The 14,024-nt window shown below is 67.3% G+C and carries 13 protein-coding genes; 2 read left to right on the top strand and 11 right to left on the bottom strand.

The annotated features are described in order from the left end of the window. Nucleotides 1–73: 73 nt before the first annotated feature. The 4 genes from ACWPMX_RS04430 to ACWPMX_RS04415 form a co-directional block, all read right to left on the bottom strand. Nucleotides 74–1,540 carry a M48 family metalloprotease gene (locus ACWPMX_RS04430; RefSeq protein WP_455698834.1) on the bottom strand — a complete coding sequence of 489 codons (1,467 nt, stop codon included), beginning with the start codon at nucleotides 1,538–1,540 and terminating at the stop codon, nucleotides 74–76. Nucleotides 1,541–1,646: 106 nt separating this feature from the next. After that, entirely contained in the window at nucleotides 1,647–2,594 is a 948-nt protein-coding gene (locus ACWPMX_RS04425) for an acetyl-CoA carboxylase carboxyltransferase subunit alpha (RefSeq protein WP_455700728.1), read from the bottom strand. A 10-nt stretch (nucleotides 2,595–2,604) separates the two neighbouring features. Continuing rightward, complete coding sequence (locus ACWPMX_RS04420) at nucleotides 2,605–3,480, bottom strand: tyrosine recombinase (protein ID WP_455698833.1); 876 nt, start codon at nucleotides 3,478–3,480, stop codon at nucleotides 2,605–2,607. A gap of 30 nt (nucleotides 3,481–3,510) precedes the next feature. Then, entirely contained in the window at nucleotides 3,511–5,382 is a 1,872-nt protein-coding gene (locus ACWPMX_RS04415; RefSeq protein WP_455698832.1) for a hypothetical protein, read from the bottom strand. A 220-nt stretch (nucleotides 5,383–5,602) separates the two neighbouring features. Between ACWPMX_RS04415 and ACWPMX_RS04410 the strand changes: the two genes are divergently transcribed. Together ACWPMX_RS04410 and aroB are read left to right on the top strand one after the other, a co-directional pair. Continuing rightward, a complete protein-coding gene (locus ACWPMX_RS04410; RefSeq protein ID WP_455698831.1) occupies nucleotides 5,603–6,172 on the top strand; it encodes a shikimate kinase in 570 nt (189 codons plus the stop codon). After that, nucleotides 6,163–7,269, top strand: a complete 1,107-nt coding sequence (gene aroB, locus ACWPMX_RS04405) for a 3-dehydroquinate synthase (RefSeq protein ID WP_455698830.1) — start codon at nucleotides 6,163–6,165, stop codon at nucleotides 7,267–7,269. Before ACWPMX_RS04410 ends, aroB begins: the two co-directional genes overlap by 10 nt. Here aroB and ACWPMX_RS04400 read toward each other — a convergent pair. The 7 genes from ACWPMX_RS04400 to scpA all read right to left on the bottom strand — a co-directional run bounded on the left by ACWPMX_RS04400 (nucleotide 7,266) and on the right by scpA (nucleotide 14,024). Then, a complete protein-coding gene (locus ACWPMX_RS04400) occupies nucleotides 7,266–7,520 on the bottom strand; it encodes a hypothetical protein (protein WP_455698829.1) in 255 nt (84 codons plus the stop codon). The two genes, aroB and ACWPMX_RS04400, sit on opposite strands and share 4 nt — an antisense overlap. A 179-nt stretch (nucleotides 7,521–7,699) precedes the next feature. Beyond that, entirely contained in the window at nucleotides 7,700–8,071 is a 372-nt protein-coding gene (locus ACWPMX_RS04395) for a tRNA-binding protein (protein ID WP_455698828.1), read from the bottom strand. After that, on the bottom strand, nucleotides 8,071–10,125 hold the full coding sequence (locus ACWPMX_RS04390; RefSeq protein WP_455698827.1) for an ATP-binding protein: 2,055 nt from the start codon (nucleotides 10,123–10,125) through the stop codon (nucleotides 8,071–8,073). Before ACWPMX_RS04390 ends, ACWPMX_RS04395 begins: the two co-directional genes overlap by 1 nt. Then, entirely contained in the window at nucleotides 10,125–10,409 is a 285-nt protein-coding gene (locus tag ACWPMX_RS04385; protein ID WP_455698826.1) for a hypothetical protein, read from the bottom strand. The genes ACWPMX_RS04390 and ACWPMX_RS04385 overlap by 1 nt, the downstream gene beginning before the upstream one ends. Then, on the bottom strand, nucleotides 10,406–11,416 hold the full coding sequence (gene bioB, locus ACWPMX_RS04380; RefSeq protein WP_455698825.1) for a biotin synthase BioB: 1,011 nt from the start codon (nucleotides 11,414–11,416) through the stop codon (nucleotides 10,406–10,408). Before bioB ends, ACWPMX_RS04385 begins: the two co-directional genes overlap by 4 nt. Beyond that, a complete protein-coding gene (locus ACWPMX_RS04375; protein ID WP_455698824.1) occupies nucleotides 11,413–11,871 on the bottom strand; it encodes a DMT family transporter in 459 nt (152 codons plus the stop codon). Before ACWPMX_RS04375 ends, bioB begins: the two co-directional genes overlap by 4 nt. Then, nucleotides 11,868–14,024 (bottom strand): methylmalonyl-CoA mutase, encoded by a 2,157-nt coding sequence (gene scpA / locus ACWPMX_RS04370; RefSeq protein WP_455698823.1) that lies wholly within the window; start codon nucleotides 14,022–14,024, stop codon nucleotides 11,868–11,870. The genes ACWPMX_RS04375 and scpA overlap by 4 nt, the downstream gene beginning before the upstream one ends.

Raw genomic sequence — 14,024 nt, 5'->3', positions numbered from 1 at the left:
CAGCTTCCGAAAGAAAATACGAGGGCGGCGGGAGAAATCCCGCCGCCCTTTCCTTTTGCGCCATTCGTAACGACTAGCGTCCGCGGACGACGATCTTTACCTTCTGCCCCGGCGTCACCACCTGGCCCGAAGCAAGCCCGTTCAGCACGCGAAAACGCTGCTCCTGTGCGCTAGTGTAGGCCATCCGCGCGGCAAGTGACTGCACTGTATCCCGCGAACCCACGGTCACGACATCGATCACGCGCGGAATCACCTGCGACGCCTCGTTCGCGCTGATCCGCCGCATCGAATTGAACATCGGCGAAAACACGTTCGAGCGGCCTGCCTGCGTGATTCCGACGAAGTGGAATGCCTGGCTGTTCGAGAACTCGTAGGCGAACACCACGACGTCGACCTGGCCATTGCCCGAATTGACGCGCGCCGTGCCGTACATGGCGGGCAGGCCGTTCACCGTCGTGCGCTGGAGCGTCTGCGGCTGAATCTGCTGCTGCTGGCTCAAGCCGGCGAACGCCTGCCGAACATATGTTTCCAGATTCCCGTTGTAGGCAGCGGTGGTCATCTGTGCTTGCCCGCTCTGACCGTTGATCGAGACGGCGCGGGTTCCGTTGATCATGTAGAAGCCGTTGGGTGCGGTGAACGCCAGACGCAGTTCAGGGTGGATGAACTGGCTGCCCTCGATCACGCCCTGAGCGGGGTCGTCACCATAGGTTATACCGTCGATCCGAGTCAGGAACGTGTCGCGATTGGTCATCCCGGTGCCGTTCGCGGCAAGTGTAAGGGCATTGCGGACACGGCTCGCCGGATCGGGGTGGGTCGAGGCCCACTGGGGGACGGTCGCATTGCTTCGGCCTTGCAGCGAGGCATCGAGCGCGTTCTGCATCGCCAGGCTCTGCAGCACCGTCGCCATCGCCTTGGGATCATAGCCCGCGCTGCGCAGGTACTGGATGCCCAGCTTGTCGGCCTCGATTTCCTGGCTGCGCGAGAACTTGAGCGTCAGCATCTGGCTGGTCTGCGCGATTCCGCGGCCCAGGACTTGGCCGATCTGGCTGTTACCGAGCACCGCCCCCGCGAGGACCTGGCCGAGCACGCCGAGGATCGAGTTGCGGGTCGCCGCCTGCTGGCGCCGCTGCGAGTGCCGCGCCGCGACGTGGCCGACCTCGTGGCCGAGCACGCCGGCGAGTTCCGCCTCGTTGTTCATGAGCGCGACGAGCTGGCGCGTGGTGTAAACGTAGCCACCGGGGATCGCGAAGGCATTATTTACCGAGCTGTTGAGTAGCGAAACGGTGAACGCGTCACGCGCGTTCGACAGGCTCGAGCGGACGGCGATGTTCTTGCCGACCTGCTCGACGTACTGCGCCTGCGGACCGGTCATCGCGCCGCCGAATTCCTGGAGCAGTTGCGGATGCGCTTCAGCGCCCTGCTTGGCTTCGGCCTGCGTGATCTGCGTGCTTTGCGCCTGCACGCTGGTTGCAGACAAGGCCAGCGCTGCCGCGCCGAGCGAAAGCGCAAGAGTGCGCGACGTGTCGCGATGTCGAGTCATCGTTATGATCTCCAAGGGCACATGCGGCGTCCACCCGCGCCGCGGATTGAGAATACGGCCTTGGAAACCCGCTGCGGGCGGGCTTGGTTCCCCGGCGGGATTGCGATCAGTCGGCGCCGATGGTCAGGAATCGCTCTTCGCGCAGGCGCCGCAGGTCCTCGGGAGACTTGCCGGCCAGCCGGTCAAGTTCCTCGCCGATCGCCTTTCCGAGCGCCTTTGCGGCGGCCTCCGGGTCGCGATGCGCCCCGCCCATCGGCTCGGGCACGATGCGGTCGATCACGCCCAGCTTCTCGAGGTTCTGCGCGGTGACCTTCATCGCCTCCGCGGCCTCGGGCGCCTTTTCTGCAGTGCGCCACAGGATCGAGGCACAACCTTCGGGGCTGATCACCGAGTAGACCGCGTGCTCCATCATCAGTACGCGCTCAGCGCTCGCGAGCGCTACCGCTCCGCCCGAACCGCCCTCGCCTACGATCACCGAGACCATCGGCACCGGGAGGGCGAGGCACGCCTCGGTGGAGCGGGCTATCGCCTCGGCTTGTCCACGCTCTTCGGCCTCAATGCCGGGAAACGCGCCCGAGGTATCGACCAGCGTCACCACCGGCAGCCCGAACCGCCCCGCCAGCTCCATCAGGCGGATCGCCTTGCGGTAGCCTTCGGGCTTACCCATGCCGAAATTGTGGCGAATGCGGCTTTCGGTGTCGTTGCCCTTCTCGTGTCCGATCAAAACGACCTTGCGGCCGTCGAGCGTGGCGAGGCCGCCCATGATCGCCTGGTCGTCGCCGTAGAGCCGGTCACCGCCCAGCGGCACGAATTCCTCGAACGCCATTTCCACGTAATCGCGGAAATGCGGCCGCGCGGGATGGCGGGCGACCTGCGTCTTCTGCCACGCGGTCAGGTTGGCATAGGTCGTCGCGAGGAGCTCGGCGCTTTTCGCTTCCAGCCGGGCAAGCTCGGCCGAAATGTCGACTTCGTCGCCTTCGGCGGCGGAGCGAAGTTCGGCGATGCGCCGGTCGAGCTGCGCGACGGGCTTCTCGAATTCGAGATAGGATTGCATCGGCAGGCAGCTAGTCGCGCTTGTGCCCGCGCGCAAGCGGGTGCCGCTCATTCACCAGTGCCACGAGCCGTGCCGAATCGACGTGGGTGTAAATCTGCGTGGTGGCGATATCCGCGTGGCCGAGCAGCGTCTGGAGCACGCGCAGGTCCGCTCCGCCCTCCAGCAGGTGCGTGGCGAAGGCATGGCGCAGGACGTGCGGGCTGACCCTTTCGGGCGCGATTCCGGCGCGGATGGCCAGCTCCTTGACGAGCTGGAACAGCCGCACGCGGGTCAGGTGCTTGCCGTTACGCGAAGGGAACAGGAACTTGCCCTCCGGTCGCAACGCCAGCCAGCGCGACAGCGCCGCCTGCGCCCTTCCTCCGACGGGCACCATGCGCGCCTGCCCGCCCTTGCCGGTCACGGTCACGAACGGCGCATCGCGCGGAGCTGCGGCAAGCGGCAAGCCGACCAGCTCGGTAGCGCGCAGGCCGGAGCCGTAAAGCATCTCGACCAGCACCAGCAGCCGCACCGCCGCGGGATCGTCGGTGAGCGCATCTTCTTCCGCGCGACGAAAGAGCGCGTCGACTTCGCCGTGCCCGAGAACCTTGGGCAGCGGGCGACGCGCGGGAGGGCGCGGGAGCGCGGCAGAGGGGTCGTCGACCCGAACGCCCTCGTCGACCAGGAAGCCGTAGAACTGGCGCAAGGCGGAAGATTTCCGTGAGACGCTTGCGGGGGCGAGCGACGACCAGGCCGTGCCCAGCTTGGCAAGCGCGGTGCCGTCCGCGGCGGCAAGGTCGCCGACGATGTCCGTCGCACCCTCCAAGTCGCGGCGATAGGCGGCGAGCGTATTGGGCGCCGCCCCCCGCTCGGCCGCGAGCATGGCGAGAAAATCCTCGACCGCGCTCATCGCGGACTCCGCATCAGTGAAAGACGGGCGTCACGCGCGCGCGACCGCCTCCGCGGCGATCATCCGGGCTTCGGCCGTCATCCCCACGCGGTTGAGTGCGGAGACGATGTGGTAGAGGTGCCGCGCGGTCATCTTGTCCCATCCGTCGCCCTGCATCCCGAGCCCGGCGAGGAGCGCCACGAGCGCCTGGTTGTCGACCTTGGCCGCCGCATCGATCGCACGCGTCCAGCGCGTCTGGCCGCCGAGATTCATGCCGAGATCGGTAGAGTATTCCCCGACGTCGCCCTGATCCATCCGGCCGAGGCCCGCGAGACCGGCGACGAGGAACTGCGACTTGCGCTGTTCCAGGCTCGAATCGTCGCCGATGAAGTCATCGATCGCGCCCGAGGACACGGGCTCGCGGCTCGGCGCAGCGAACGCCAGTTGCGCCCATGCGGGGCTGCCCTCGGGCACCAGCGAGGCCCAGCGGAGCGCGTCGCGCTCAAGCCCGGCGGTGAGCATCGCCGCCACCAGCGTCGCCGCGTCGTCCTCGAAGTCTTCGCTCGGCTCCACGCGCGCTGCGGCGAAGGCGGTCAGGACCAGTCGCGCATAGTCGATGACGCCGCCGCCGGGGCTGCCGGTGGTCCAAATGTCGCGAATGGCGGCCATGCGCGCGGCGGCGTCAGCCCCGACGTAGGCCAGCCGCAGGTTTCCGGCGAGCGCCGCCACGGGTCCCTCGCCCGCCTCGTCCTCGGCATAGAACTGAGAGTAGAGGTCGATCATCGCCTGCGAGGACAGGATACCCTCGCGCGCCGCGACGTCGGCGGCAGCGATCCGGCCGGGCAGCGCCAGCATCGGCGCGGTCGCCGCGGCACGGGCGAAATAGGGTTCGGCGTTTTCGAGAAGGTTATCGGGCACCGGCTCGCCGACCGCGCGCGCCAACGCGAAGCGCAGCGGGGTGATTTCCTCGACGCCCTTCCACTCGATCGTCACCGCGCCACGACCTTGCCCCGCCGCTCCCGCGTATCGCTGTGCAAGCAACGCGTCGATGTTCGCCGCCTCGCCACGATAGCGCACGCGCTCGATGTCCGTCTTGGCCCGCGCGGCCTCACCCGCATAAGCGTTGCAGATCCCCTGCAGGAGCCGCCACGTGCCGTCCTCGCGCACGTTGCCCTGAAGGCGCACGGCGGGACAGGCGCCGACGAGATCGGCGGTTCCGACGTAAGCGTCGATCGCCGCGGCGGTGAGCTGCGGCTTCCATTCCGCCGTATCGACATCCTGCGCGACGGCGCGGCCAGCGGCGAACTCGCCCATCGCGTTGAGTGTGGCGACCCGCAGCGCAGCGAACTCGACCGGGTCCATCTCCTCGGGCGCATCGAGCCGGCTTGCGAGCGCGCGGCGCAGCATGATGTGCCCCCAGCGCGAAACCATCGGCTGGGTCGTCCCCTTGAGCGCGGCGCGCACCAGCGACGCGGGTTGCCTGACCAGCGAATAGACCGGGAGGCCGCCCTCGCTCGGCCCGATAACCCCCACCTGCGCGAGCGACCTGCGCGCGGCGGGCGGAATATCGACCTTGGGCTTCAGTCCGAGCAGTTCGTCGAGTTCGTCGGTCGACATCTTCTCGAGTTGTTCCAGCGTCGGCAGCTTGCCGCCGAGGCTGGGCAGGCCGCTGATTGCGGGCGCGGACGAAGCGCCGCCTGGGATCGGCTGGATGACCGGGATTGAGGTCGAACCGCCGCCCGATGGCGCAGCGGGCTGCTGCGAGGACGGCGCGGGCGTGCTTGCGCGGGGCGTCGGGCTCGGTGCGGGCGCGGGATCGTCGAAACCCGGCGGCAGGATCGATTCCGGCGCAGACTGCGCCATCGCAAGGCCCGACAGCAGCGCGAGCGCGGCGGTGCCGCCGGTCAGGACAAGGCGCCTCATCCGGCGTTCTCCGGCACTTCGATTTCGTGGGACATCGGCACGATCGGCTCCTCCCCGCCGTCGAACCAGGCGTAGGCCAGCACCAGTACCGCCAGTCCTGCGACAATCCACTTCACGCGCGACCTCATCACTGCCCAATTCGTATTGCCAAGTCTGACTGCCCTCACCGCAAGGCGTGGTTGGTTGCTTGCGCCCTAGCCCATCTATAGGCGATGCGGCAATGCACTCCGCCAGCCCTCGCCCCAGCGATGCCGCGATCGCCGCGCTTGCCGCACGGCTCGACCGGCCGATCGTGCTCGTGGGACTGATGGGCGTGGGGAAGTCGACCGTCGGGCGCAAGCTGGCGGGCCTGTTGCGCACCGATTTCGTCGACGCGGATGAGGCGATCGAGAACGCCGCGGCGATGAGCGTGAGCGAAATCTTCGCCCAGTTCGGAGAGCCCTATTTCCGCGACGGCGAGCGACGCGTGATCGCCCGCCTGATTGGTGCGGGGCACGGCGTGATCGCCACCGGCGGCGGGGCCTTCGTCAACTCGGAAACACGCGCGCTGGTGCTCGACAAGGGCGTCGCAGTGTGGATCGACAGCCCGATCGAGACGCTGGTCGAGCGCACCGGCCGCCGCAAGGACCGGCCGTTGCTGCAGGGCGGCGACCCGGCCGAGATCCTCCGCGAGCTCCACCGGGCGCGCGCGCCGTTCTATGCCGAGGCGCCGATCCACGTGACGAGCAACGACGGCCCCCATCACGACACCGCGCTCCAGATCATCGAGGCAATCGACCAATGGCTGTAATTCCCGTCGCGCTCGCCGGGCGCGCCTACGACGTCCACGTCGCGCGCGGACTTCTCGAGCGGATCGGCGAGCTCGCCGGCCCGTTCCTGCGCAAGGAGCAGGTGGCGGTCGTCGCCGATGCCAATGCGTGGGCCGCGCACGGACGACGGATCGAGGCATCGCTTTTCGCTGGAGGCAAGACGCTGGCGGTCTTCGAAGTCGCGCCGGGCGAAGGTTCGAAAAGCTGGGACAGTCTCGCCACTCTGGTCGACTGGCTGCTCGAGCAAGGCATCGAGCGAAACGACAACGTGTTGGCGGTCGGCGGCGGCGTGGTTGGCGACCTGACGGGTTTCGCCTGTGCGATCCTCAAGCGCGGCTGCGGCTTCGTGCAGGTCCCGACGACGCTACTCGCGCAAGTCGACAGCTCGGTCGGCGGGAAGACCGCGATCAACACCCGGGCGGGCAAGAACCTCGTCGGCGCGTTCCACCAGCCCTCGCTGGTGCTGGCAGACCTCGCGGCGCTCGACACGCTTCCGCCGCGCGAACTGCGCGCCGGATACGCCGAAGTGCTCAAGTACGGCGTGCTCGGGGACCGAGCGTTCTTCGACTGGCTCGGGGAGCACGGCGCGGACGTGCTCGCATTGCGCGAAACCTCGCTCGAACACTCGGTCGCGACCAGCGTGGCGATGAAGGCGGCCATCGTGGCGGATGACGAACGCGAGACGAGCGGACGCCGTGCACTGCTCAACCTCGGCCACACGTTCGGCCATGCGCTTGAGGCCGAGACGGGATTCTCCAACCGCCTGCTGCACGGCGAAGCGGTGGCGCTGGGGATGGTGCTGGCGGCGCGTTACTCGGCGCGCGTCGGGCTGATGGCGGCGGACGACGCGGAGGCGGTCGCGCAGGCCGTCTCGGCGGCGGGCCTCCCGGCAGAGATGACTGCGCTCGGCCTTGACTGCGACGGGCAGCAGCTCGCCGATCACATGCTCCACGACAAGAAGATGGACGCGGGCACCCTGCCCTTCGTACTGCTGCGCGGCGTGGGCGAGGCGTTCCTCGCCCGCGACGTCGAGCTGGCGGACGTCGCCGCCTTCCTCGATGCCGAATTGAACCGCTAGGCTGCGGGACGGTCGCGCGCGGGTAGCCGGGCGACGTTGGCAGCGGCGCCCTTCACCATCTCGTCGTGTTCGCGAAACAGTCGATCGAGGTCGTCGCGGCGCCCGAGCAGCGTCTGCGCGATACCGGGGGCAAGGCTCTCGCCGTCGCCGATCCGGCCGAGCAGGGCCGACAGGTCGCTGATGGTCGCTTCGTCGGGCGTCTTGAAGAAATGCCCGCGTCCGTCGAAGAAACCGATACCCTTATGAGCCATCGTCGTTCTCCACTGATGCCGGGAATGTTGCCCGGACACCGCAAGAGTCTGCCTCGACGGCCATCATGACCAGCGGATTTACCTTGTTTCGTGCTTAACGCGCCCGTCCGTACCGTAGCGGCACGGAAAACGAGATAATCCCTGCCTCGCCCGCCCCACGGCGGGATTCGCGGGACGATTCAGAACAGGCGCGAACCGTTCGGAACGGGCTTGTCGGGCGCGAACAGGACCACCGCGCCGTCCGTGTCGGCGAATCCGAGCGTCAGGACCTCGGACAGCGCCTTGCCGATCTGGCGCGGGGGAAAGTTGACGACCGCGGCCACCTGTCGCCCCACGAGATCGCCCGCGGCGTAGTTCGCCGCGATCTGGGCGCAGCTCTTCTTCTCACCCACGCCGGGCCCGAAATCGATCCGCAGCTTCAGGCTCGGCTTCCGCGCTTCGGGAAAGTCCTCCGCCGCCACGATCGTGCCCACGCGAATGTCCGCCTTCAGGAAATCGGCGAAGTCGATCTCCGGTGCAGGCGGCGAGGCGGGATCGTGGTCGAGGTGCATCAGTCCAGCTCGAGGATGATCTCGTCGACCGCCAGGCTCGCGCCCTGCTCGGCATTGACCTTGGCGACCGTGCCCGCCTTCTCGGCACGCAGGATGTTCTCCATCTTCATCGCCTCGACCGTCGCGAGCGGCTGACCGGGCTGGACCGTGTCGCCTTCCTTGACGTGGAGCGAGACCAGCAGGCCGGGCATCGGGCAGATGAGGAACTTCGACAGGTCAGGCGGGACCTTCTCGATCATGTGCGCGGCGAGCGGGGCGATGTGCGCGGGCAGCACGCGGACGACGTGCTTCGCGCCGCGCGTGGTCATGCGATAGCCGGTGCGGGTCTTGTCGAGCTGCACGCCGTAGGTCGCGACCGGCACGGCATCGTCGTCGTCGGCATCGTCGCCGTAGAGCTCGACCTCGACCAGCCGGTCCCCGGGCGTGTATTCCAGCGCGATCGCGACCGCCTCGCCATCGACGGTAATCGCGTCGTCTTCCAGGCTGACCGCGTGGTCGGTGTCGCCGATGCGCACGACCCAGTCGCCGTTGACGTCTTCCATCCCGTTCAGTTGCCCGTCGATCCCCTGCGCGCGATCGGCATCGGCGGTGGCGATGGCCCCGGCGATTGCCGCCAGCGTGCGGGTGAGCGCGTCATCGGTCGCCGCGCCGTGGAAGCCGTCGGGATATTCCTCGGCGATGAAGCCCGTCGTCAACTCGCCCGAGCGGAAGCGCGGGTGCTGCATGATCGCGCTGACGAAATCGACGTTGTGGCCCAGCCCCTCGATAACGAAGTTGTCGAGCGCCTGAACCTGCAGGTCCGCCGCCTCGTCGCGGGTGGGTGCCCAGGTGACGAGCTTGGCGATCATCGGGTCGTAGAACATCGACACCTCGCCACCTTCGTACACGCCGTCATCGACGCGCACGCCGTCCACGCCGCGGCGGCCGTTCGCCGCGCCATCATCGATCCAGCCCTCGACCGGCGGGCGGTATTTGACCAGCCGCCCGGTGCTCGGCAGGAAGCCGCGATAGGGGTCCTCGGCATAGACGCGGTTCTCGATCGACCAACCGTCGATGCCGATGTCGGTTTGCGTGAACGACAACTTCTCGCCCGCCGCCACGCGGATCATCTGCTCGACGAGGTCGATGCCGGTGATCGCCTCGGTCACCGGATGCTCGACCTGCAGACGGGTGTTCATTTCGAGGAAGTAGAAGCTCTCGCCGCTCGGGTCCGCGCCGCTGACGATCAGCTCGACCGTTCCCGCGCTGTAATATCCGACCGCGCGGCTGAGCGCGACGCACTGCTCGCCCATCGCCTTACGCATGGCAGGGGTGACGAAGGGCGACGGCGCTTCCTCGACCACCTTCTGGTGGCGGCGCTGGATACTGCATTCGCGCTCGTTGAGGTACACGATGTTGCCGTGCTGGTCGCCGAGGATCTGGATCTCGATGTGGCGGGGATTGAGGATGAACTTCTCGATGAACACGCGGTCGTCGCCGAAGCTGTTCAGCCCCTCGCGCTTCACACTTTCGAAGCCCTCGCGCACGTCGGTCTCGGTATAGGCGAGCCGCATCCCCTTGCCGCCGCCGCCGGCGCTGGCCTTCATCATCACCGGATAGCCGATCTCGTTCGAGATGCGCACCGCGTGCTCGGTGTCCTCGATCTCGCCGACGAAGCCGGGGACGACGTTGACCCCCGCTTCCTTCGCGAGCTTCTTGGATTCGATCTTGTCCCCCATCGCCGCGATCGCACCCACCGGCGGGCCGATGAAGGCGATGTTCTCCTTGGCCAGCGCCTCGGCAAAGCTGGTGCGTTCGGAGAGGAAGCCGTAGCCCGGATGCACCGCCTCCGCGCCAGTCTGCTTGCATGCGGCAATGATCTTGTCCGCGATCAGGTAACTCTCCGCCGCGGGCGCCGGCCCGATATGCACCGCCTCGTCAGCCATCCGCACGAACGGCGCGCGCGCATCGGCATCCGAGTAGACGGCGACCGTCGCGATACCCATCCGGCGCGCGGTCTTGATGACCCGGCAAGCGATCTCGCCCCGGTTGGCGATGAGGATTTTGGAGAACATCAATTGAGCCCTTTGTTCCGAACCGCCGCTGAGCGAGCCAGTCCGAAAAGAAGATAGATTGTACGGCCAATGGCGATCAAAACTGGAAAAGGCAGCAGAACGACTGCGAGTAGCGCGGGACCCGGGATTTCAGAGTCCGTAAACCAGACTTCCGCAGCAACGGGTGTGATCGATGCTAGCGCCATCACAAGACAACCCAAGAAAATACGACCTCTAAAAATGAAATAAGGCCCCGCTCCAAGGTAAAGCACTACGGCGCTTAAGGTGAGGATCAGGAAGGTCACACCGCCGCCTCCGCTACTCTGCACGCCCGCATTGGCTCCTCGCCTTTGAGCACCGTCAGCCCCAGCTTCGCGAACAGCGCGGCGTCGCTGTCGTCGCCAACGTTCGGCGCGGTGAGCAGCTTGTCGCCGGTGAAGATCGAGTTCGCGCCGGCGAGGAAGCACAGCGCCTGGGTCGCCTCGCTCATGCTCTCGCGCCCGGCGGAGAGGCGGACCATTGAGAGCGGCATGGTGATCCGCGCGACCGCTACGGTGCGGACGAATTCGATGTCGTCGATCTTGGCGAGCGGGGTATCGGCCAGCATGTCGCCCAGCACCGTGCCCTTGACCGGCACCAGCGCGTTGACCGGCACAGATTCGGGATGCTGCGGCAGCGTGGCGAGCGTGTGGACGAAGCCCACGCGGTCCGCGCGCGTCTCGCCCATGCCGACGATCCCGCCCGAGCACACGTTGATCCCCGCCGCGCGCACGTTGCTCAATGTGTCGAGCCGGTCGGCCATCGTGCGCGTGGTGATGACGCGCTCGTAATACTCGGGGCTGCTGTCGATGTTGTGATTGTAGTAATCGAGCCCCGCCTCGGCGAGCATGTCGGCCTGTTTCGGCGTCAGCATCCCCAGCGTCATGCAGGTCTCCAGCCCCATCGCGGAGACACCCTTCACGATCTCGACGATCGCGGGCATGTCGCGGTCCTTCGGGTTGCGCCACGCAGCGCCCATGCAGAAGCGCTGGCTGCCGTTGTCCTTGGCCTGCGCGGCGGATTGCAGAACGTTGCGCACGTCCATCAGCTTCGAGGCCTCGACGCCGCTGTCGGCCTTCACGGACTGGCTGCAATAACCGCAATCCTCCGGGCAACCGCCGGTCTTGATGCTGAGCAGCGTGCAGAGCTGCACCTCGTCCGGCATGTGATGGGCGCGGTGGGCGGTCGCGGCCTGGAACAGCAGCTCGGTGAATGGCAGGTCGAACAGCGCGGCGATTTCCTCGCGCGTCCAGTCGGTGCGAACAGGGGTCATGCGGGTTTCCTTGCGAGATAGAGGCCGAGCGCCATGATCGCGATACCAAGCAGACGCTTGGGCGTGAGCGCACTCTGGATCGCACCGAGCCAGCCGAAATGGTCGATCGCCGCCGCGGCCACGATCTGGCCGAGCAACACGAAAAAGATCGCATTGCCCAGCCCGATGCGCGGCGCCGCGAAGGCCACGGATGTGCCATAGAACAGCATGAAGATCGCGCCGAACCAGATGTGCGGCCGTTCGAACGTGAACGCCGAAGCGCTCGGCAGCCCGGCCACCAGCAGCAGCGCCAGCGCGATGACGAGGCCGATCGCGAAGGTCACCGCCGTCGCCGCCAGCGGCCCGCCAAGCTGCTGCCCGAGCGCCGAATTGAGCGCAGCGAAAATCGGAATGCCGATGCCCGCCGCGAACATCATCGCCGCGATCGGGAGGAAGGCTGACTGCGAGCTGTTCACTCCGCCGCCTCCAGTTGCTCACCGACCGGTGGCATGTTGTGGCCGAGCAGGCGCAGCATGTCGGCCGCGCATTCGACCACGTTCGAGCCGGGGCCGTAGATGCCCTGCACCCCCGCCTCGCGCAGGTAGTCGTAATCCTGCGGCGGGATGACTCCGCCCGCGACCACCTTGATGTCGGGGCGCCCCGCTTCGCGCAAAAGCTGGATAAGCTCGGGGATCAGCGTCTTGTGCCCGGCGGCGAGGCTGCTCGCGCCGATTGCGTCGACATTCTCGGCCAGCGCCATGTCGCGCGTCTCGGCCGGGGTCTGGAACAGCGGGCCGCTCACCACGTCGAAGCCCATGTCGGCAAAGGCGGATGCGATCACGTTGGCGCCGCGGTCGTGGCCGTCCTGGCCCATCTTGGCGACCATCACCTTGGGCGCGCGGCCGAGCCGCCGGGCCACCGCCTGCACCCCGTCGACGACCTGCGCGTAACGGCTGTCGCCTTCGTAGGCGGCGGAGTAGATGCCCGATACCGGCGTCGGGTTGGTGCCGTAGCGCCCGAACGCATCTTCCATCGCGGCGGAGATTTCGCCCAGCGTGGCATTGTGGCGCGCCGCCTCGACCGCGAGGGCAAGTAGGTTGCCGCCAGCGGTGCAGCCTGCGGTCAGCCCCTTGAGTGCCTCGCGGCACGCCGCCTCGTCGCGCCCGGCCCGCACCGCCTTCAGCCGCGCGATCTGCCCTTCGCGCACCGCGTGGTTGTCGATGTCGAGCGTATCGAGGTGGTCCTCGACCTCCTTGCGGTACTTGTTGACGCCGACGATCACCGTCTCGCCCCGGTCGACGCTGGCCTGCTTTGCCGCCGCCGCGCTCTCGATTGCGGCTTTGGGCTTGCCGCTGGCGACATAGGCGGTCATCCCGCCCGCCGCGTCGACCTCGGCGATCAGCTTTTCGGCTTCGTCGACCAGCGTGCTCGTCAGCGCCTCGACGTAGTACGAGCCGCCCAGCGGATCGACGACGTTGCAGATGCCGCTTTCCTCTTGCAGCACGAGCTGCGTGTTGCGCGCGATGCGGGCGGAGAAATCGGTCGGCAGCGCGATCGCTTCGTCGAGCGCGTTGGTGTGGAGGCTTTGCGTGCCGCCGAGCACCGATGCCATCGCCTCGATCGTGGTGCGGATGACGTTGTTGTAGGGGTCCTGCTCCTGCAGCGAAACCCCACTGGTCTGGCAGTGGGTGCGGAGCATCTTCGACCGCTCCGACTTCGCGCCCAGCCCGTCCATCGTGCGCCACCACAGCGTGCGTGCGGCGCGTAGCTTGGCGACCTCCATGAAGAAGTTCATGCCGATGCCGAAGAAGAACGACAGGCGCCCCGCGAAGGCATCGATGTCGAGGCCCGCAGCCATCGCGCGGGTGGCGTATTCCTTGCCGTCGGCGATGGTGAAGGCGAGTTCCTGCACCGCGGTCGCCCCCGCCTCGTGCATGTGGTAGCCGCTGATCGAGATGCTGTTGAACTTCGGCATCTCGGCACTGGTGTAGGCGATGATGTCCGACACGATCCGCATCGATGGTTCGGGCGGATAGATATACGTGTTGCGGACCATGAACTCCTTCAGGATGTCGTTCTGGATGGTCCCGTCGAGCTTTTCGCGCGACACGCCCTGACGCTCCGCCGCGACGATGAAGAACGCCAGCACCGGGATCACCGCGCCGTTCATGGTCATGCTGACCGACATCTGGTCGAGCGGAATGCCGTCGAACAGGATTTCCATGTCGCGCACGGTGTCGATCGCCACGCCCGCCTTGCCGACATCGCCGACCACGCGCGCATGGTCGCTGTCGTAGCCGCGGTGGGTGGCGAGGTCGAAGGCGACCGACAGTCCCTTCTGCCCCATCGCCAGGTTGCGGCGGTAGAACGCGTTCGATTCCTCGGCGGTCGAGAAACCGGCGTACTGGCGGATGGTCCACGGGCGACCCGCGTACATCGACGCCTTCACCCCGCGCGTGAACGGCGCAAAGCCGGGCAGGCCCGGGCCAGAACCGTCAGACGCGCGCGCGTCATCTGCCGTGTAAAGCGGCTGGATCGCGAACCCTTCGGGCGTCTGCCACGTCAGATCCTTGCCCTTGACCTCCTTGTCGGCGGCCGCCTGCCAGTCTGCCTTGGTCTTGTCGCTCAT

Source organism: Tsuneonella sp. HG094, assembly GCF_053819285.1.
Note: the sequence above shows the minus strand (reverse complement) of the source record. Positions and strands in the feature narration are given on the sequence as shown.

Bases quoted from the DNA above. Each gene is read 5' to 3' on its own strand.
- ACWPMX_RS04430 (WP_455698834.1), bottom strand. From the start codon at position 1,540: ATGACTCGACATCGCGACACGTCGCGCACTCTTGCGCTTTCGCTCGGC.
- ACWPMX_RS04425 (WP_455700728.1), bottom strand. From the start codon at position 2,594: ATGCAATCCTATCTCGAATTCGAGAAGCCCGTCGCGCAGCTCGACCGG.
- ACWPMX_RS04420 (WP_455698833.1), bottom strand. From the start codon at position 3,480: ATGAGCGCGGTCGAGGATTTTCTCGCCATGCTCGCGGCCGAGCGGGGG.
- ACWPMX_RS04415 (WP_455698832.1), bottom strand. From the start codon at position 5,382: ATGAGGCGCCTTGTCCTGACCGGCGGCACCGCCGCGCTCGCGCTGCTG.
- ACWPMX_RS04410 (WP_455698831.1), top strand. From the start codon at position 5,603: ATGCACTCCGCCAGCCCTCGCCCCAGCGATGCCGCGATCGCCGCGCTT.
- aroB (WP_455698830.1), top strand. From the start codon at position 6,163: ATGGCTGTAATTCCCGTCGCGCTCGCCGGGCGCGCCTACGACGTCCAC.
- ACWPMX_RS04400 (WP_455698829.1), bottom strand. From the start codon at position 7,520: ATGGCTCATAAGGGTATCGGTTTCTTCGACGGACGCGGGCATTTCTTC.
- ACWPMX_RS04395 (WP_455698828.1), bottom strand. From the start codon at position 8,071: ATGCACCTCGACCACGATCCCGCCTCGCCGCCTGCACCGGAGATCGAC.
- ACWPMX_RS04390 (WP_455698827.1), bottom strand. From the start codon at position 10,125: ATGTTCTCCAAAATCCTCATCGCCAACCGGGGCGAGATCGCTTGCCGG.
- bioB (WP_455698825.1), bottom strand. From the start codon at position 11,416: ATGACCCCTGTTCGCACCGACTGGACGCGCGAGGAAATCGCCGCGCTG.
- scpA (WP_455698823.1), bottom strand. From the start codon at position 14,024: ATGAGCGACAAGACCAAGGCAGACTGGCAGGCGGCCGCCGACAAGGAG.